This window comes from Neorhizobium sp. P1_A6 (assembly GCF_056406795.1).
The window spans coordinates 414,119-431,582 of record NZ_JBFTZM010000004.1 but is presented as its reverse complement, the minus strand read 5'-3'; the positions used below and the strand labels follow the sequence as shown (position 1 = coordinate 431,582).

General features: G+C 60.7%; 19 protein-coding genes. 9 read left to right on the top strand and 10 right to left on the bottom strand.

Going from position 1 to position 17,464, the window contains the following annotated elements; translation table 11 throughout:
- The first annotated feature begins 241 nt into the window (after positions 1–241).
- From petA to AC1D3C_RS11515, 4 genes are all read left to right on the top strand, one after another.
- A complete protein-coding gene (gene petA / locus AC1D3C_RS11530; RefSeq protein WP_038544239.1) occupies positions 242–820 on the top strand; it encodes a ubiquinol-cytochrome c reductase iron-sulfur subunit in 579 nt (192 codons plus the stop codon).
- Between the two features lie 14 nt (positions 821–834).
- Positions 835–2,106 carry a cytochrome b gene (locus AC1D3C_RS11525; protein ID WP_038544238.1) on the top strand — a complete coding sequence of 424 codons (1,272 nt, stop codon included), beginning with the start codon at positions 835–837 and terminating at the stop codon, positions 2,104–2,106.
- A 27-nt stretch (positions 2,107–2,133) separates the two neighbouring features.
- The gene (locus AC1D3C_RS11520; RefSeq protein ID WP_247036622.1) at positions 2,134–3,009 is read left to right on the top strand and encodes a cytochrome c1; all 876 of its coding nucleotides are present in this window, start codon (positions 2,134–2,136) and stop codon (positions 3,007–3,009) included.
- A gap of 112 nt (positions 3,010–3,121) precedes the next feature.
- Positions 3,122–3,661: an adenine phosphoribosyltransferase gene (locus AC1D3C_RS11515; RefSeq protein ID WP_477482959.1), complete on the top strand. Its 540-nt coding sequence runs from the start codon at positions 3,122–3,124 to the stop codon at positions 3,659–3,661.
- An 85-nt stretch (positions 3,662–3,746) separates the two neighbouring features.
- Here the strand turns inward: AC1D3C_RS11515 and AC1D3C_RS11510 are convergent, their stop codons facing one another.
- The 3 genes from AC1D3C_RS11510 to ychF are packed head-to-tail and all read right to left on the bottom strand — an operon-like array spanning position 3,747 to position 5,806.
- A complete protein-coding gene (locus AC1D3C_RS11510; RefSeq protein WP_477482958.1) occupies positions 3,747–4,214 on the bottom strand; it encodes a MaoC family dehydratase in 468 nt (155 codons plus the stop codon).
- Complete coding sequence (locus AC1D3C_RS11505) at positions 4,211–4,681, bottom strand: MaoC family dehydratase (RefSeq protein WP_477482957.1); 471 nt, start codon at positions 4,679–4,681, stop codon at positions 4,211–4,213. The genes AC1D3C_RS11510 and AC1D3C_RS11505 overlap by 4 nt, the downstream gene beginning before the upstream one ends.
- A 21-nt stretch (positions 4,682–4,702) precedes the next feature.
- Positions 4,703–5,806, bottom strand: coding sequence for a redox-regulated ATPase YchF (gene ychF, locus AC1D3C_RS11500; protein WP_038544226.1), 1,104 nt, complete (start codon positions 5,804–5,806; stop codon positions 4,703–4,705).
- Between the two features lie 135 nt (positions 5,807–5,941).
- On the opposite strand from ychF, the gene AC1D3C_RS11495 reads away from it, so the two are divergent.
- The 3 genes from AC1D3C_RS11495 (at position 5,942) to clpS (ending at position 6,999) form a co-directional block, all read left to right on the top strand.
- On the top strand, positions 5,942–6,196 hold the full coding sequence (locus AC1D3C_RS11495) for an AbrB/MazE/SpoVT family DNA-binding domain-containing protein (RefSeq protein ID WP_477482956.1): 255 nt from the start codon (positions 5,942–5,944) through the stop codon (positions 6,194–6,196).
- Positions 6,193–6,594, top strand: coding sequence for a type II toxin-antitoxin system VapC family toxin (locus AC1D3C_RS11490; RefSeq protein ID WP_477482955.1), 402 nt, complete (start codon positions 6,193–6,195; stop codon positions 6,592–6,594). Before AC1D3C_RS11495 ends, AC1D3C_RS11490 begins: the two co-directional genes overlap by 4 nt.
- A gap of 96 nt (positions 6,595–6,690) precedes the next feature.
- The gene (gene clpS / locus AC1D3C_RS11485) at positions 6,691–6,999 is read left to right on the top strand and encodes an ATP-dependent Clp protease adapter ClpS (RefSeq protein ID WP_477482954.1); all 309 of its coding nucleotides are present in this window, start codon (positions 6,691–6,693) and stop codon (positions 6,997–6,999) included.
- A 1-nt stretch (position 7,000) separates the two neighbouring features.
- Here the strand turns inward: clpS and prmB are convergent, their stop codons facing one another.
- The 6 genes from prmB to AC1D3C_RS11455 all read right to left on the bottom strand — a co-directional run bounded on the left by prmB (position 7,001) and on the right by AC1D3C_RS11455 (position 13,278).
- On the bottom strand, positions 7,001–7,948 hold the full coding sequence (gene prmB, locus AC1D3C_RS11480) for a 50S ribosomal protein L3 N(5)-glutamine methyltransferase (protein WP_477482953.1): 948 nt from the start codon (positions 7,946–7,948) through the stop codon (positions 7,001–7,003).
- Between the two features lie 81 nt (positions 7,949–8,029).
- Positions 8,030–8,473, bottom strand: coding sequence for an N-acetyltransferase family protein (locus AC1D3C_RS11475; RefSeq protein WP_477482952.1), 444 nt, complete (start codon positions 8,471–8,473; stop codon positions 8,030–8,032).
- Between the two features lie 5 nt (positions 8,474–8,478).
- A complete protein-coding gene (pth, locus tag AC1D3C_RS11470; RefSeq protein WP_477482951.1) occupies positions 8,479–9,207 on the bottom strand; it encodes an aminoacyl-tRNA hydrolase in 729 nt (242 codons plus the stop codon).
- 79 nt (positions 9,208–9,286) lie between these two features.
- The gene (locus tag AC1D3C_RS11465; protein ID WP_477482950.1) at positions 9,287–10,012 is read right to left on the bottom strand and encodes a substrate-binding periplasmic protein; all 726 of its coding nucleotides are present in this window, start codon (positions 10,010–10,012) and stop codon (positions 9,287–9,289) included.
- A gap of 67 nt (positions 10,013–10,079) precedes the next feature.
- Complete coding sequence (locus AC1D3C_RS11460) at positions 10,080–12,458, bottom strand: EAL domain-containing protein (RefSeq protein ID WP_477482949.1); 2,379 nt, start codon at positions 12,456–12,458, stop codon at positions 10,080–10,082.
- A gap of 214 nt (positions 12,459–12,672) precedes the next feature.
- Positions 12,673–13,278 carry a 50S ribosomal protein L25/general stress protein Ctc gene (locus AC1D3C_RS11455; protein ID WP_038544217.1) on the bottom strand — a complete coding sequence of 202 codons (606 nt, stop codon included), beginning with the start codon at positions 13,276–13,278 and terminating at the stop codon, positions 12,673–12,675.
- Positions 13,279–13,523: 245 nt separating this feature from the next.
- On the opposite strand from AC1D3C_RS11455, the gene AC1D3C_RS11450 reads away from it, so the two are divergent.
- Both AC1D3C_RS11450 and AC1D3C_RS11445 read left to right on the top strand, forming a co-directional pair.
- On the top strand, positions 13,524–14,969 hold the full coding sequence (locus tag AC1D3C_RS11450; protein WP_477482948.1) for a hypothetical protein: 1,446 nt from the start codon (positions 13,524–13,526) through the stop codon (positions 14,967–14,969).
- Positions 14,970–15,107: 138 nt separating this feature from the next.
- Complete coding sequence (locus AC1D3C_RS11445; protein WP_477482947.1) at positions 15,108–17,171, top strand: putative bifunctional diguanylate cyclase/phosphodiesterase; 2,064 nt, start codon at positions 15,108–15,110, stop codon at positions 17,169–17,171.
- A gap of 6 nt (positions 17,172–17,177) precedes the next feature.
- Here AC1D3C_RS11445 and AC1D3C_RS11440 read toward each other — a convergent pair whose 3' ends face one another.
- Positions 17,178–17,435 carry a hypothetical protein gene (locus AC1D3C_RS11440; protein WP_038544211.1) on the bottom strand — a complete coding sequence of 86 codons (258 nt, stop codon included), beginning with the start codon at positions 17,433–17,435 and terminating at the stop codon, positions 17,178–17,180.
- Between the last annotated feature and the right edge of the window lie 29 nt (positions 17,436–17,464).

Genomic DNA, 17,464 nt, shown 5'->3' with positions numbered 1-17,464 from the left:
CAGGCCTTGCCGCGCCATGTTCGGCGGCCCTGTGTTCTGCCCGACACGCCGCCCCGGAACCCTTCGGGTTTTCCCGCGACAAACTGGTCGCAGCCCCTTGCCAAGGCTGGACATATTTTGCGATCAAGCATAGAACGCGCCGGATTGCTGGGGAATCTATGGTCGAATTGTGTTCAACCGAGATTCGCCGGGACGGGGGCAGGGCGGTTTCCGCGAATTGCGTGAGAAGGATGATTGAGCCGTGAGCGAGCACGACACACATAGCGAAATACCGGGCGAGCCCACTCGCCGTGATTTCCTTTACCTGACGACCGGTATGGCCGGCGCCGTCGGCGCTGTTTCCGTGGCATGGCCCTTCATCGACCAGATGCGTCCGGATGCTTCGACGCTGGCGCTCGCCTCGATCGAGGTCAATGTCGCCGCTCTCCAGCCGGGCATGTCGCTGACCGTCAAGTGGCGCGGCAAGCCGGTGTTCATCCGCAACCGCACCCCGGAAGAAATCAAGGCTGCCGCCGACGTGCCGATGGCCGCGCTCAAGGATCCGGTCGCCCGCAACGCCAACCTGGCGCCAGATGCGAAGGCGACCGGCATCGACCGCTCGGGCGGCGCCGGCAAGGAAAACTGGATCGTGATGATCGGCTCCTGCACCCATCTCGGCTGCGTGCCGCTCGGCCAGTCCGGCGAATACAATGGATGGTTCTGTCCGTGCCACGGGTCGGTCTACGATACGGCTGGCCGTATCCGCAAAGGTCCGGCTCCGGAGAACCTCGCCATTCCGACTTTCAGTTTTAAGTCCGATACAGTTATCCAGATCGGGTGAGGGGATAAATACCTATGAGCGGTCATTCCACATACCAGCCATCGACCGGCATCGAGAAGTGGATCGATTCGCGGCTTCCGCTGCCGCGCATGATCCATGACAGCTTCATCTCCTACCCCGTTCCGCGCAATCTGAACTATGCCTATACCTTCGGCGCCATGCTGGCGGTGATGCTGATCGTCCAGATCATCACCGGCGTCGTGCTCGCCATGCACTATGTGGCGTCGACCGGCGCTGCCTTCGACTCGGTCGAAAAGATCATGCGCGACGTCAACCACGGCTGGCTGCTGCGTTACATGCATGCCAACGGCGCATCGTTCTTCTTCGTTGCCGTCTATCTCCACATCGCCCGCGGCCTCTATTACGGTTCGTACAAGGCGCCCCGCGAAATCCTCTGGATCCTCGGTGTGGTGATCTACCTCCTGATGATGGCGACAGGCTTCATGGGCTACGTCCTGCCCTGGGGTCAGATGTCCTTCTGGGGCGCGACCGTCATCACCGGCTTCTTCTCGGCCTTCCCGCTGGTCGGCGAATGGATCCAGCAGTTCCTGCTCGGCGGTTTTGCCGTCGATCAGCCGACGCTGAACCGCTTCTTCTCGCTGCACTACCTGCTGCCCTTCATGATCGCCGGCGTCGTCGTGCTGCACATCTGGGCGCTGCATGTCACCGGCCAGACCAATCCGACCGGCGTCGAAGTCAAGACCAAGACCGATACCGTCGCCTTCACGCCCTATGCGACGATGAAGGATGCGCTCGGCGTCTCCGTGTTCCTGATCGTCTACGCATGGTTCATCTTCTACATGCCGAACTTCCTCGGCCATCCGGACAACTACATTCCGGCTGACGCCCTGAAGACGCCGGCTCACATCGTTCCGGAATGGTATTATCTGCCCTTCTACGCAATGCTGCGCGCCATCACCTTCAATGTCGGTCCGATCGACTCCAAGCTCGGCGGCGTTCTGGTGATGTTCGGTTCGATCATCATCCTGTTCTTCCTGCCCTGGCTCGACACCTCGAAGGTTCGCTCCGCCGTCTACCGTCCCTGGTACCAGGTGTTCTTCTGGCTGTTCGTCGCCAATGCCATCATGCTCGGCTGGCTTGGCTCGCAGCCGGCGGAAGGCATCTTCACGACGCTCTCGCAGCTCGGCACGGTCTACTACTTCGGCTTCTTCCTCGTGATCATGCCGCTGCTCGGCCTGTTCGAAACGCCGAGGCGCATTCCGAACTCCATCACGGAAGCAGTTCTTGAAAAAAAGAACGGCAAATCCGCCGAAGCCCGCGCCTGACGCCTGCGACCGAGAGGGATTAGAAATATGAAAAAGCTTGTTACGAGCCTCGTCTCGCTGGCCTTCCTGGCGGGAATGGGCGTCGCCTCGGCCGTGGCGCAGGAAAATCACGCTGCGGCCCCGGCCGCAGAACATTCGGAAACTCCGCATTTTCCGATCAACCATCCCAAGGAAACCGATTGGAGCTTTGCCGGTCCTTTCGGTCACTACGACAAGGGCCAATTGCAGCGCGGCCTGAAGATCTACACGGAAGTCTGTTCCGCCTGCCATTCGATGCGCCTCGTTTCCTTCCGCACGCTGGAAGGTCTCGGTTACTCGGAAGCGCAGGTGAAGGCGTTCGCGGCCAACTACAAGGTCCAGGATGGCCCGAACGACGAGGGCGAGATGTTCGAACGCACCGCCGTTCCGTCCGACTACTTTCCGTCGCCATTCCCGAACACCCAGGCCGCCGCTGCCGCCAACAACGGCGCCGCACCGCCGGACATGTCGCTGCTCGCCAAGGCGCGCGGCGTGACCCGCGGTTTCCCGCAGTTCATCTTCGACATGTTCACCCAGTACCAGCAGGGCGGCCCTGACTATATCCATTCGCTGCTGACCGGTTACCAGGAGCCGCCGGCGGGCGTCCAGGTTCCTCCGGGCGGCCACTACAATCCGTATTTCTCCGCCGCCGCTTCGCTCGCCATGGCGCCGCCGCTCAGCGCCGACCAGGTGACCTACGAGGACGGTACGCCGCAGACGGTCGACCAGTATGCCAAGGATGTCGCCGCCTTCCTGATGTGGGCCGCCGAGCCGCACCTCGAAGAGCGCAAGCGCACCGGCTTCATGGTGATGATCTTCCTCCTGATCTTCACCGGCCTGATCTACCTGACCAAGAAGTCGGTCTATGCCAGCAAGGAACACTGAGGTTTTCACCTCGTGATCTGAAAAAGGCGGCCTCCGGGCTGCCTTTTTTGTTGGGAGGAGAGCCATCCGTTGATAGGCTCGTCCTCCTCCTGCCGCCAAACATGTGGGTCATATGTCTTCCAAAAACGCTCTCTCCGCTGCCATTCGCTCCATCCCGGATTATCCGAAACCGGGCATCATCTTCCGCGACATCACCACGCTGCTCGGCGATGCCGTCGCCTTCAGGCAGGCAGTGGATGAGCTGGTGGCGCCCTATGCGGGCCTTGGCATCGACAAGATCGCCGGCATCGAAGCCCGCGGCTTCATCCTCGGCGGCGCGCTGGCGCATCAGCTAAAGGCCGGTTTCGTGCCGATCCGCAAGAAGGGCAAGCTGCCGCACCAGACGGTGCGCATGGCCTACAGCCTCGAATACGGAACCGACGAGATGGAGATCCATGTGGATGCGGTAAAGGCCGGCGAGAAAGTGATCCTCACCGACGACCTGATTGCGACAGGCGGCACCGCGGAAGGTGCAGTAAAGCTACTGCGCCAGCTTGGGGCAGAAATCGTCTCGGCCTGCTTCGTCATCGACCTGCCGGATCTCGGCGGCCGCCGGAAGCTCGAAGAACTCGGTGTGGAAGTCAGAACGCTGGTGGAATTTGCCGGGCATTGAGAGGAGCCGCCTCTCTCTCCACCCTCATCCCTGTGACAAGCGCAGGAATGAGGGGCGCAAGGACACCGCGCCAGCATTCAATCCCTCACGCGAATTCCAGCACCGTGCCTTCGTAGCACATGACCACGTCGCCATGCTGGTTAACGCCATCGCAGACGGTCATGTTGATCCAGGTGCCGGGGCGCGAGGTGAGCGGCCGGCTCTCGGTCAGCGCGACGGAATAGGTGATGCTGTCGCCGGCATAGACCGGTTTCAGCCATTGCAGCTTCTTGAATCCAGCCGACGGCCCGAGCTTCGGGGCTGTGAGGCCCTCGCTTTCGAGCCGCGCTACTTCCGCTTTCCAATAGGCGACATAGGTCTTCATCCAGCCGGCGCAGGTGTGCCAGCCGGAGGCGCAGAGAGCGCCGAAAACGTAGCTCTTCGCCGCTTCGGCATCCACGTGAAATGGCTGCGGATCGAACTTACGGGCGTAGCGGACAATGTCCTCGGCGGTGAAGAGAAGCGTGCCGGTGATGATTTTTTGGCCGGGCGGAGAAAGCTCGATCAGCCTCATGCAGCGTCCTCCCTGGCGTCGCGCAGCCGCATCATGATCGGGTTCTCGCCGCGCATGACGATCTCGCCGCGCTGGTTCTCCACCTCGTGCAGGAATTTCACCATGCCGATGCCCGGGCGGGAGCGAAGGGTGCGGGATTCGAGCACGGTCGAGCGGCCCGACAGCGTGTCGCCGGCCAGAACCGGCCGTTTCCATTCCATGAACTCGATGCCGGGTGAACCCTCCGACGACGAGCTTGACAGCCAGCCGTCGTACATCATCCGCATGAACATGCTCGCCGTATGCCAGCCCGACGCAGACAAACCGCCGAGTATGCTCGCTTTGCCGGCGGCTTCGTCGATATGCATGGGCTGCGGATCGAACTCCGCGGCGAATTCGACGATCTCGTCAGCCGTTACCAGCTTGGATGCGAGCGGGAAAACCCTCCCCACCGTAAAGTCCTCGAAATAATAGGCGGCTTCCGTCATGTGGCCCTCCCGCCCACGGTCTCAGGTGTTGAAGCGGAAGTGGATCACGTCGCCGTCCTGGACGACATATTCCTTGCCTTCGTCGCGGCCCTTGCCGGCTTCCTTGGCGCCGACTTCGCCCTTGAAGGCGATGTAGTCGTCATAGGCGATGGTGAAGGCACGGATGAAGCCGCGCTCGAAATCGGTATGGATGACGCCGGCGGCAGCTGGTGCCTTGGTGCCGCGCACGATCGTCCAGGCGCGGGTTTCCTTCGGGCCGACGGTGAAATAGGTGATCAGGTCGAGGAGGTGGTAACCGGCGCGGATCAACCGGTCGAGACCGGCTTCCTCAAGCCCGAGGGCCGACAGGAATTCCTTGGACTCTTCCTCGGGAAGCTGGGCCACTTCGGACTCGATCGCGGCCGAGATGATCACGCATTCGGCGCCTTGTTCCTTGGCCATGGCGGCGACGGCTTTTGTGTGCTCGTTGCCGGTCGAGGCATCGGCTTCCGCGACGTTGCAGACATAAAGAACCGGGTGCGAGGTCAGAAGGTTGAGGTCCTTCAGGATTTCGATCTCTTCGGGCGCCAGCGTCTTCAGGAGCAGACGTGCCGGCTTGCCGTCGTTCAGGAGCTTGATGACGGCATCCATGACCGGCAGCTGCGCTACGGAATCCTTGTCCTTGCTGGCGGCGCGCTTGCGGGTCTGCTCGACACGGCGCTCCAGGCTTTCGAGGTCGGCGAGCATCAGCTCGGTCTCGATCGTGTCGGCGTCGCCGACCGGATTGATGCGGCCTTCGACATGGGTGATATCGTCGTCCTCGAAGCAGCGCAGCACATGCACCACCGCATCGACTTCGCGGATATTGGCGAGGAACTTGTTGCCGAGGCCTTCACCCTTCGAGGCGCCGCGCACGAGGCCGGCGATATCCACGAAGGAGATGCGGGTGGGGATGATTTCCTTGGAGCCGGCGACCGCGGCCAGCTTCTGCATGCGCGGATCGGGCACGGCCACTTCGCCGGTATTCGGTTCGATCGTGCAGAACGGATAGTTGGCCGCCTGGGCGGCAGCCGTCTTGGTGAGTGCATTGAAGAGAGTAGACTTGCCGACATTCGGCAGGCCCACGATACCGCATTTGAAACCCATGGGTCCGGACCCTGTATCTGAAGAAATTTCGTTGCTGTGGCTATGGGGGAAAGTGCCCGGGCGGTCAAGGCTTGGCTGACGCGCCGGCTTGAAAGTAAGGTAAATGTGCCTTACTTTCAAGCGAGGAGACAGCGAATGACAAGGCTCAAAGTTACCGCAAAACGGCAGATCACCTTGAAGAAAGATGTTCTCGATCGTCTGGGCATCAAGCCGGGAGATCATCTCGACGTCAGTCAGCGTGYGGATGGCACGCTGGAATTGAGGCCCGTGAAGAAGAAGGCAGGAAAAATCGAAGATTTTTTCGGCAGCCTCAAGAACGAGCACAATATCCACCTGACTCTGGACGAGATCAAGGAGGAGATCGAAAAGGCCTGGGCAGGTGAAAAGTGATCATCTTTGACACCAACATACTGCTGCGCGCGTCCTTGGACGATGATTCCAGACAGTCACGCATCGCTCAAAAATATCTCGCCGAGGCTGACCAGATCGTAATTCCGCTTTATGCGTTTTGCGAGTTCGTATGGGTGATGTCGCGAAGCTATAAGCTCCGAAGGGAGATAATTGTCTCCTCGGTTCTCAGACTTACCAACGCCGGTAACGTTATCTGCAACGAAGAGGCAGTCGAGGCGGGACTGGCGTTCTTTGCGGAAGGCGGCGATTTCGCCGATGGCGTGATCGAATTCGAGGGGCGCAAGCTCGGCGGCGATACGTTCGCGACCTTCGACAAGGAGGCCGCCGCGATCATCCGCGCAAACGGTCGCGATTGCCTTTTACTGGACGCCAATTGATCCACCGTTCACCATCCGGTTGCTTGAAATTTTCCGGTTGCGGTGCGATATAGCCGGCATGTTCTCCCGATAGGATTGCATCGTCAGGAGAGGCCGATGGCCGAAGATACCACCCTAAAACCCAAGACGAAAAGCATGACCAAGCTGGAGCGGCCGAAGCTCTACAAGGTTCTGCTCGTCAACGACGACTACACGCCGCGCGAATTCGTGACCATGGTGCTGAAAGCCGTGTTCCGGATGAGCGAGGAAACCGGCTACCGGGTGATGCTGACCGCGCACCGGATGGGGCTGGCGGTTGTCGTCGTCTGTACCAAGGACATCGCCGAAACCAAGGCGAAGGAAGCGGTCGACCTTGCCAAGGAGGCAGGTTTTCCGCTGATGTTCATCACCGAGCCCGAGGAATAGGTTACTTCCTCTTTTTTCCGGCCTTCACCCCGAGCGCTTCGGCGCTGATCCAGAAGACCGCGTCCTGCGATTCCGCCGTTTCCAGCCACAGGAAGTCGAGGTCGGGGAATTCCTCTTCGAGGATTTCGCGGCCGGAGCCGATTTCGCAGATCATCCCGCCGCCAATGTTGAGATGCGCCGGCGCTTCCGCGAGCAGCCGGCGGACGAGGTCGAGACCGTCGACGCCGCCGTCGAAGGCCATTGCCGGTTCGGAGCGGAATTCGGCCGGAAAACCGTCCATCGCCTCGTGATCCACATAGGGTGGGTTGGTGATGATCAGGTCGTATTTCTTGTTTCCGAGCGGCGCGAAGAGGTCGCCGTTGAAAAGCGTGAGCTGATCTTCGACGGCGTGTTCTGCAACGTTCAGCTTGGCCACTTCGAGTGCATCGGCCGAGAGGTCCACTGCATCGACCTCCGCATTCGGGAAGAATTTTGCCGCGAGGATCGCAAGGCAGCCGGAACCGGTGCAGATATCGACGGCGCTTTCGACGCTCAGCGGGTCGGGCAGGAAGGTGGAGCCGTTTTCGCTCAGATATTCGCTGAACAGGATTTCGCCGATATGGGAGCGGGGAACGATCACCCGCTCGTCGACGAGAAAGCGCACGCCCTGGATATACGCGTGGCCGGTCAGATAGGGCGTGGGCTTGCGGGTGGTGACGCGGGCGTCGATCCGCTCGGCCAGCAGCAGCCGTTCGGCCGGCAGAAGGCGGGCGTCGAGGAAGGGATCGAGCACGTCGATCGGCAGGTCGAGTGAGTCGAGGATCAGGAACGCAGCGTCGTCGCTTGCCGTCGTCGTGCCGTGGCCGTAGCTGAGGTTTGCGGCGCTGAACCGGGAGATGGCATAACGCCAGTAGTCGCGAAGGGTGACGAGTTCGCCGGTGATGTCATCCATGTTCGGGGCCTGGGTCATGTCGCGCTTCCATTTTCGATCGGCCTCCCATAGCCGCTCCGAAAGCGGCGCGCCACCCCTTTGAACGAGTGCTACGGCTCCTTATGGGCGGCGAATCTGGAAGCCGGTCTTGTTCTGCAGAAAGCCGCAGTTTTCATAAAAGCGCAGCGTTGCCGGGTCCTGCGAACCCGTCAGCAACATCACTTTGTAGCAGCCGTCACTCCAGGCCTGATCGATGGCCCTGCGGATGAGGGCGCCGGCATAACCGCGCTTGCGGTGGTCGGCATGAGTGACGACGTTTTCGATCAGCGCATAGGGCGCGCCTTTGCGGGTGAGGTTCGGCACGACGATCAGTGTCACCGTGGCCGCCGCGCGCCCGTCTGCGAAGCCGATCAACACCGTCATGCCGGGCTGGGCGAGAATGGCGGCGAAACGCTGCTCGGCCAGCGCCGGCTCCGGGTCGTGGTTCAGGTGGTGATAGAGTTCGATCAGGTCGGCAAGATCGCCGTCGCGGGCCGGGCGAATGACGAAGTCGGCAGGGGGCATCGACACTATTCGCCCTTGCCGCCGAACATCTTCTTCAGCATCTCGGCCATCGGGCCCGAGGTCGGCAGGCTCGGTTTGCCGCCGCTGCGGGCCTGATGGATATGCGATTGCCCGGTCGGCTTGGCGACCGGCTTTTTTTCCGACTTAGGCTTTTCCTCATCCGGCTTACCGCCGACGGCGAGCGCCAGCTTGTTCATCAGCTGCGAATCCTCTCCCTTCACCAGCATTTCGGCGTTGTCGGCGAGCGTGTCGAGGAGAGGGGAGAGCCAGGTCTGGTCGACCTTGGCGAAATCGCCGAGCACGTGGTTGTGGACGAGCTCCTTTGCTCCCGGATGGCCGATGCCGAGGCGAAGCCTGCGGTATTCGCGGCCGCAATGGGCATCGAGCGATTTGACGCCATTGTGGCCGCCGTGGCCGCCGCCGGTCTTGATACGGGCCTTGGCCGCCGGCAGGTCGAGTTCGTCATAGATGGCGATGAGGTTTTCCGGCCCGAGCTTGTAAAAGCGCATGGCCTCGCCGACTGCTTCGCCCGAGAGGTTCATGAAGGTCTGCGGCTTGATCAGCAGCACCTTTTCGCCGGCGAGTTCGCCTTCAGAGATCAGCGCCTTGAACTTCTTCGACCAGGGCGAAAAACCGGGACGACGCTGGATCGCGTCCACCGCCATGAAGCCGATATTGTGGCGGTTGCCCGCATATTGGGAACCGGGGTTGCCGAGGCCGGCGATGATGAGCATGGAGACGTCCATCCTTGACTGCTGGCTTTTCACCACCGCGAAACGCCGTCAAAGTCAACCGGTTTCGACGCTTGAGCCTTTATTGAAGCTCATCAATGCCGTAGCGCCTCAGAATTGCATTCTGGACGCCGTCCTTGATGAGGCGGTCGAGGCCTGCCTGCATCCTGACGATCAGTTCGTCGGGCACATCGGGGTTGCAGGCAATGCCGAGATGCTGCTCGGAGAACAGGATGACCTTTTCGATCGGCGTTCCGTCCGCCTTCAGCTTTTGATAGACGCCTTCCGACATGGGCATCATGTCGATACGGTCCTGGAGCAGCTTTCTGAGCGTCGTGTCGACGTCGGCGCTGAGATCGATCTTCGGGAACCCCAAACTCTTCAGAAGCGCCTCGGTATAGTCGGCGCGATGGGTACCGGTCGTATATTGCTTGGCCTCGTCCAGGGTGGCCGCCTTGACCTTCGAACCGGCATGGCGGACGAGGATGCTGCGGTCGATGAAAAGAGGCACGACCCATTTGAAACGCGGCTCGCGTTCGGGCGTGCGGGCGGCGGCGAAGACGCAGTGCATGGGTTGGGTCTCGGCCACCGCAATGGCGCGAGCCCAGGGCATGATCTCCAGGGTGTAAGGCGTGCCCACGTCGCGCATGATGATCTCGACCTGGTCGATACCGACGCCGCGATAGCTGCCGCCCGGCTCCTGGTAGCTGAAGGGCGGGTAGGACTCCGTCGAAAAGACGATCGGCTGCTGGGCATGGGCGCCCGCCGTGAGGCAGAGGCTGGCAAGAAGCGGCACTGCGATTTTCATCTGTCCACCTTCCAAATGCGCATGTTGTCATTTCTGACCCAGCATCTGGTCCGGTGGGGAGGGCTTGTCAGCTCGCCATGGACTCGATTTCGGCCTGCCGGGCGGATAGGGCCGAGAGCAGTTCGGAGATTTCGCGGGGCTTCGAGAAGAGGTAGCCCTGGGCGTAGTCGATGCCCATTTGCTGCAGCAATAAGCGCTGCTCTTCCGTCTCGACGCCTTCGGCGACGACCTTGCAGTTCATCTTGTGAGAAATAGCACTGATGCCTTCGACAAGCATCCTGTTCTTACTGCCTATGTCACCCGTCTGTTCGGTGAGCGAACGGATGAAGGACTGGTCGATCTTGACGATATCGACGGGGAAACGGCTCATGTAGCTCAGTGACGAATAGCCGGTACCGAAATCGTCAAGCGCAATACGGCAGCCGAAGCGATGGATCTCGTTGAGGATGGTGCGGATTTCCGGGTTGTCGTGCATCAGCACGGCTTCGGTGATTTCCACCACCAGGCGCGACGGATCGATGCCGTAGCGGCCGAGCAGGCCGGCAAGGCGGGCCGGCAGGCCGGGCTCGAATTGCAGCGGCGAGAAATTGACCGCGACATAGGCCTCGCCCATGCCCGGCAGGCGTGAGACGCGAGCAAGGTTCGCCATCGCGTCTTCCAGGATGAGGTTGCCGATCTGGCCGATCGTGCCGGTCTCCTCGGCAACGGTGATGATGCCGGCCGGCGACATCAGCCCCTTGCGGGGGTGACGCATGCGCATCAGGGCTTCGAAGCCCGACGGAACGCCGGTCTCGATGTCGACGATCGGCTGGAAATGCGCCTCGAACCAGCTTGCGGCAATGGCGACTTCGATGTCGCTCTCGATCTCGGCCCGTTCCCGCGTCTGGTCGAGAATGGCGGGATCGTAGACCTGCGCGCCGTTCTTGCCGTCGCGTTTGCGGGCATACATTGCCATGTCCGACTTCTGCAGCAGTTCGGCCGCACTGGCGGCATGGCTCGGGTAGAAGGCAAGCCCGATACTGGCGCTCAGCCGCACGCCGGTGCCCTGGATCCGGAAGGGAACCTCGAACATGTCGACGATCTTCTGGCTGAGTTCGACCGCACGGCGCTCGGCACCTTCCCCGGTGATCAGGATGGCGAATTCGTCGCCGCCGAGGCGGGAGGCGGTGTCGTCGTCGTCGAGCATCGGCTTCGTCCGCTCGACGAACTGGCAGAGCACCGCGTCGCCGGCGGCATGGCCGAGATTGTCGTTGATCGCCTTGAAGCGGTCGAGATCGACGAACAGACAGGCGACCTCCGTCCGTGTCCTGTCGGCCTCGGCGATCTTCTGGTCGAGCGTCGCTTCGAAACCTTGGCGGTTGAGAAGCCCGGTCAGGTGGTCGGAGATGGCCTGCTGATGGTTGCGCAGTTCCGACTGCCTCAGTTCCGTGACGTCCGTCATGACGCTCAGCGAGCCGGGAATGCCGCCACCGGCCGTGCCGAGTTCGATTTCGACGATCAGCACGTCCATCAGACGGCCGTCGGCGCAGAGGAAGCGGACGGTGGCTTCGATCGCCAGGCCGGTCGATTTCGCCTGCTGCTTGCGCCTTGCGTAGATCTGGCGGTCCGCAGGCGCGACGAGCTCGGAAAAGGGATGGCCGATGACGTCGTCACGGCGATAGCCCGTCGCGAGCAGCCAATAGTCGCTGACGGCGGCGATCTGGTCGCCCGAGGTCAGCGAAAACAGCATGGCCGGCGTCAGGTTGTAGATTTCCGTGGTCTGCTGGTGGGCGCGCTTCAGTTCGCGCTCTTCGCGCTCCAACAGCGTCTGCATTTCGTTGAAGCTCTTCGCCAGCCGCCCCATTTCGTCGTTCGAGCGCCAGTCGACATGGTGGCGCGAACCCAGCCTGCGGGTCGCCTCGATGGCCGCGGTCAGCCGCATCAGCGGCTTGATGACCATGACGCGGTTGCCGAGGATCGCCGCGCCGAAGACCGTCAGGATGGTGATGATGAAGATGGAGATGAAGGCCATTTCCATCTGGTGCAAGGCGGAGAACCAACCGAGCTTCGGGACATAGACGGTAATGCTGCCGACATTGCGGGTGCCCTGCTGCGATTTGTAGAAGATCGGCTCAGAGATGGCTTCAAGCCCGCGGAAATCGGCCGGATTGACGTCGACTTCGGAAATATTCAGCTTGCCCGTATTGTCGCTGATCTGCACGCCGCTGATGGCCGGGTCGGCGACGAGCATCGACGCGACCTGGTGGATGCTGTCGGTGTCGAGATCCCAAAGCGGCTTTCCGAGCGCCTGGGAGTTGGTCACCAGTACGACATTGACGTGTTCGCTGAGGTTCTTGGCGGCCTGCTGGGAGGAAAGCGCCAGAAACAGCGTGAACAGGGGCGCGACGACGACCAGAAGGGCGCCCGAAATTATCGCAATAAAACGACTCTCAACGGAATGAGTCACCGTCTTCCCCGCATTCATCGTCTGGCTGCCGCCGGACTTTCCCCGTCATGCCGAAGTAGCGTGCATCGTTTCACCTATTCATTAAACTTCACTGAAACGACAATGCCAAGATTCGAACGAATTACGGAAGCAGCGTTACTAAACTGTATTCGGTGGACAATAAAAAACCCGCTTTCTTGCGAAAGCGGGTCCCATTTCAAGAATTTCGGCCTGGTTATTCAGCAGAAGCCGGTTCTTCCTCGGTAACGCCTGCAGCCGGGGCGACGATCGTCGCGATGGTGAAGTCGCGGTCGGAGATGACCGGACGTACGCCAGCCGGCAGCTTGACGGCGGAGATGTGGAGGCTGTCGCCGATCTTCGCGCCCGTCAGGTCGAGGGTCAGGAATTCCGGGATGTCGTTGGCCGGGCAAAGCAGCTCGACTTCATGACGGACGATGTTGAGAACGCCGCCGATCTTGATGCCGGGGGACTTCTCTTCGTTGACGAAGTGAACCGGAACTTCAACGGAAACTTCCGTGTTGCCCGAGACGCGCAGGAAGTCCACGTGCATGGTGAAGTCGCGGACCGGATCGAGCTGATAGTCCTTCGGGAGGACCTGGATCTTCTCGCCGTTGACGTCGATCGTGGCAACCGTGGTCATGAAACCGCCGGCATGGATGCGCTTCGTCACTTCGTTGGTCGACAGAGCGATCGCGATGGGGGACTGCTTGTCACCATAGATGACAGCAGGAATGAAACCGTTGCGGCGAAGTTCACGGGAGGACCCCTTACCTACCCGTTCGCGCGCCTCGGCCTTGAGCTCGTATGATGCGTGGCTCATGGCATATCCTTTCGAGGTTGTTTGGAGAGTTTTCCGCAAGCGTTGTCGGCTCGCGTCAAACTGAAGGGCATCATCCGATGCGCTTCATCCGCGTTGCCTCCAAGGGTGTCTACGCGGACCGGCGGGCTATAATACAACGATCGAGGATGTGCAAGCTTTTCGGCCTGGAAACAAAGGGCTTGCGCTTGACTTCGGCGGGCCGTCTTCCAAATTGGTGCCCGTTGAATGAGGGAAGGGTTTGATTCATGAAACGTACTTTGATCGCGACCGGACTGATGGCTGCGTCCTGCGTATATCCGGTTGCGGCGGCTGAGATCAACGACAAGGGTGCCCGCACTCTCAAGGAAAGCCTCATCCACTTCCTGCCGGATACGGTCAAGTCCACGGGTTTCCTGACCGTCAAGCCGGCCGGCGAACGCTACGAGATCAGCTACGATTTCGCCAAGCTGCTGAAATCCATCAACAAGAAAGACTTCACTGTTTCCGGCCTGAAGCCGTATTCGGTCTTCGCCGCGCCCCTCGACAACGGCCAGTGGAAGTTCAACAGCGACAGCGACATGAATTTCACCGTCAAGGGCAAGAGGCCCGACGGCAAGCCGACGAACCTCAACTACTCCGTCACCGACATGGTGTTTTCCGGCATTTTCGATCCGGCGATCAGTTACTTCCGCTCGGGCGAGGTGACGTCAGGCCCGCTCCGAATGGTCTCGAAGAGCGGTCCGGAGGAGGTCGAGGCGAGTGTCGCCGGCATGAACTATTCACTGGCGTCCGCGGCGAGCGCGGCTGCTGGGGGCACCGATTTCACCGGCAAGGGCTCGTTCCTGCGCTTCTACGAACGGATTGCGACGCCCGAAACTCCACCCATACAGGTCCGCGCCGAAAGCCTCGATTTCGACGTCGGCGTTCAGGGCGTGATGGCCGAAAAGATTCGCACTCTTGTCGCCTTCATGCTGGCACTCATCGAAGATGAAAAGCCGTCGCAGGCCGAGATCGCCATGCTCAAGGATCTCATTCGCGGCGCAATGCCATTCTTCACCGCGCTTTCTGAAAAAATCAGCTTCAACCAGTTCACAGTGGCAAGCCCGATCGGCGATTTCGGCATCCATAAGCTCGACTATACGTTCACGATGAGCGAGCCCGCCGCGGCAACCCGGATCGGCTTCGGTGCGCGCATCGAAAACATCTCGACGCCGGATGGCATCATTCCCCCGCTCTACGCCCAGCTGGTGCCGGACATGGCGGAAATGGAGGTCGGTGTCGCCGACCTCAACTTCCAGCGTTTCATCGACACCTTCATGGAGATCGACTTTTCCAAGCCCGGTGCGCTACCGGACGCGGAGGGCGAGCGTCTCGGCAAAGCCTTCCTCGACGACGGCCAGTTGACTGTCGATTTCCCGCGCGTTGCCGCGAAATCCGCGCTCTACGACGTCGAAGCCTCCGGCAAGGTCAAGGGTTACCCGGATGAGAAAGACCGCTACACGCTGGAAACCTCGATCCTTGCCCGCGATATCGATAAGCTGATCCAGTATTTCCAGACTGCCGCCAAGAGTGATCCCGAATTCAACCAGGTTTCATTCGCGATAATGATGGCGAAGGGCATGGCGAAGACTGAACCGGACGGCCGCCTGCGCTGGGACGTCAAGTTCGAAGACGGCAAGAGCTTCAGCGTCAACGGGCAGCCGATCCAATGATCTGACGACCTGTTCAGGCCTTTTGATGCCGGCTTTGCTTTTGCCAGTCAGCCGGCATTTACCATTCAAAGGAACGGTTCAGACATGTTTCAATGCTAAAGCTTCTCGACAAAACCCGTTGAAAAGTAACAGGCATTCATGTTTCGCGTTCTCTCCTGCATCCTCATTGAGCACGATCTTCGGTATATCGCTTCCGCGGTGTTGATCTGCGTGATCGGCTCCTTCCTGACCATCCGGCTTTTTTCCCGCGCCCGGAGGGGGAGCGGGATCGAGAAGGTCATCTGGCTTTTCCTCGCGGGCTTCATGGGGGGATCGACCACCTGGACGACGCATTTTCTGGCCATGCTCGGTTATCTATCCGGCGGGCAGGCGGGATATGAACCGGCTCAAACGCTTCTTTCTTTCATGATCGCGGTCGCCACGGCCACGATCGGGTTGAGTGTCGCAAGTTACGGCGGTCGGTCCCTGCTTGCCGAGGCCGGCGGGATGGTGATGGGGCTCGGCATCGCTGCGATGCATTACACGGGCATGGCCGCTTATGAAGTGCAGGGCAGCATCGACTGGGATCGCCGCTACGTTATTGCATCGCTGATCTTTGCAGGTCTATTCGGGGTGTTGACGACCAATCGCGTCGTGCGTCCGGTGACGCATTTCTGCAAATACAGTTCCGTTCTGGCGATGATCCTGGCGATCGCCACGACCCATTTCACCGCAATGGGCGCGATCGATGTCGTCCTTGACCCCCGCGCCGTGATGCAGAACGAGGTCGTTCCGCCGATCGTGCTCGGCTTCGGCGTATTGTCGCTGATGCTGATCCTGCTGGCGCTGACGGCGGCCACCTACCTGATCGACGCCCGCACGACCCAGGCCGCCGTCGAACAGTATCGCCGCCTTTCCCTGCACGATGCGCTGACGGGGCTTGCCAATCGCGCCGCTTTCAACGAGCAACTCGCCGAGATCGCCATGCGTCCGACCGACCTCGCGTCCCGCATCGCGGTGCTTTCCTTCGATCTCAATCGCTTCAAGGAGGTCAACGACGTCCATGGCCATGCAGCCGGCGACGAGGTCTTGCGCAGGATAGGCAGCAGGCTTGCCCAGGCGGTCGGCGAGGGCGAATTCATCGCCCGTGTCGGCGGCGACGAATTCGTCGCGCTGAAGCACCTGTACTACAAGCGCTCCGACGCGATGACGCTTGCCAATCGCCTGCTTGCCGAAATCTGCAAGCCGATCGAGTGGAACGGGAATACGCTCTCAGTCGGCTCGAGCGTCGGTATCGCGCTCTATCCTGGAGAAGCAAAGACGATCGACGATCTCGTGGCGCAGGCGGATGTGGCCATGTATCGCGCCAAGCAATCCGGCGACAGCATGGTCTGCTTCTACGATTCGTCGATGGACCAGGCCGCCCGCGAACGCAATGCGCTTGCCATGGACATGCGCTCCGGTCTCGTGGCCGGGCAGTTCGAACTCTATTATCAGCGGCAAAACGATACGTTCTCCGAAGAGGTGGTGGGTTTCGAGGTTCTGCTGCGCTGGAACCATCCGGCACGCGGCTTGGTCAATCCCGGCGAGTTCATCCCGATTGCAGAGCGCACCGGCTTCATCATCGAGCTTGGCGAATGGGTGCTCCGGAGCGCCTGCCTGGAGGCGGCGACGTGGAAAAATCCGTTCGGCATTGCCGTCAACGTCGCTGCTCAGCAGCTCGCCGATCCGAGATTTCCGACCAAGGTTCGCGATATCCTCAACGAGACGGGGCTCAGTGCCGACCGCCTGGAGCTTGAGATCACCGAATCCGGCATCATCGGCGACCATCAGCGGGCGCTTCAGATCGTTCGCCATCTGAAGAGCCTCGGCGTCAAGATCGCCATGGACGACTACGGCACCGGTTATTCGTCGCTTTCGACGCTGATGTCCTTCCCGTTCGACAAGATCAAGATCGACCGAACCTTCGTCGACGGGCTTTCCAACAACGAACAGTCGGCGGCGATCGTGCGCTCGACGTTGATCCTTGCCTCCAGCCTCCATATCCCGGTGCTGGCGGAAGGGGTGGAGACCGATGCGCATATCGCCTTCCTGCGCAAGGAAGGCTGCATGCAGGTCCAGGGCTATCTGTTCGGCAAGCCCGGTCCGCGGGCCGGGATCGAACATATCGTCAATGGTGAAGCCCGGGACGAGAGCACCCCGGTGGTTGCCAAGGTCGCCTGACTTGCGTCAGCGTCGGGGTTCGCCCCCCGGTGCATAAACCGTCTTCTGCTCGAAACGGAACTTGTGGCCGCATTGGCCGCAACGGATCATGTATTTGCGTGGATCGGTCGACGCGAATTCGGTGATGAAGCCTTTCGGCAATTCATCAATGCGGAAATCGCGATTGCCCTGCCGCCTGTCGTCGGTCTCGGAAACCTCGGCGAAACCGACATTGCCGCATTGGGAACATTCGAGTTTTCGGGAATAGCGGTCGCGTGCGGCCATGCTTGTCTCCTTCTTCGGAGCGCCTTCTA

Coding starts and splice junctions, on each gene's coding strand:
- ychF (WP_038544226.1), bottom strand. CDS start 5,806: ATGGGTTTCAAATGCGGTATCGTGGGCCTGCCGAATGTCGGCAAGTCT.
- pth (WP_477482951.1), bottom strand. CDS start 9,207: ATGCTCATCATCGCCGGCCTCGGCAACCCCGGTTCCCAATATGCGGGC.
- prmB (WP_477482953.1), bottom strand. CDS start 7,948: ATGACCCAGGCCCCGAACATGGATGACATCACCGGCGAACTCGTCACC.
- AC1D3C_RS11450 (WP_477482948.1), top strand. CDS start 13,524: ATGAAACGTACTTTGATCGCGACCGGACTGATGGCTGCGTCCTGCGTA.
- AC1D3C_RS11445 (WP_477482947.1), top strand. CDS start 15,108: ATGTTTCGCGTTCTCTCCTGCATCCTCATTGAGCACGATCTTCGGTAT.
- clpS (WP_477482954.1), top strand. CDS start 6,691: ATGGCCGAAGATACCACCCTAAAACCCAAGACGAAAAGCATGACCAAG.
- AC1D3C_RS11440 (WP_038544211.1), bottom strand. CDS start 17,435: ATGGCCGCACGCGACCGCTATTCCCGAAAACTCGAATGTTCCCAATGC.
- AC1D3C_RS11455 (WP_038544217.1), bottom strand. CDS start 13,278: ATGAGCCACGCATCATACGAGCTCAAGGCCGAGGCGCGCGAACGGGTA.
- AC1D3C_RS11510 (WP_477482958.1), bottom strand. CDS start 4,214: ATGAGGCTGATCGAGCTTTCTCCGCCCGGCCAAAAAATCATCACCGGC.
- AC1D3C_RS11475 (WP_477482952.1), bottom strand. CDS start 8,473: ATGCCCCCTGCCGACTTCGTCATTCGCCCGGCCCGCGACGGCGATCTT.
- AC1D3C_RS11505 (WP_477482957.1), bottom strand. CDS start 4,681: ATGACGGAAGCCGCCTATTATTTCGAGGACTTTACGGTGGGGAGGGTT.
- AC1D3C_RS11520 (WP_247036622.1), top strand. CDS start 2,134: ATGAAAAAGCTTGTTACGAGCCTCGTCTCGCTGGCCTTCCTGGCGGGA.
- AC1D3C_RS11515 (WP_477482959.1), top strand. CDS start 3,122: ATGTCTTCCAAAAACGCTCTCTCCGCTGCCATTCGCTCCATCCCGGAT.
- AC1D3C_RS11525 (WP_038544238.1), top strand. CDS start 835: ATGAGCGGTCATTCCACATACCAGCCATCGACCGGCATCGAGAAGTGG.
- AC1D3C_RS11465 (WP_477482950.1), bottom strand. CDS start 10,012: ATGAAAATCGCAGTGCCGCTTCTTGCCAGCCTCTGCCTCACGGCGGGC.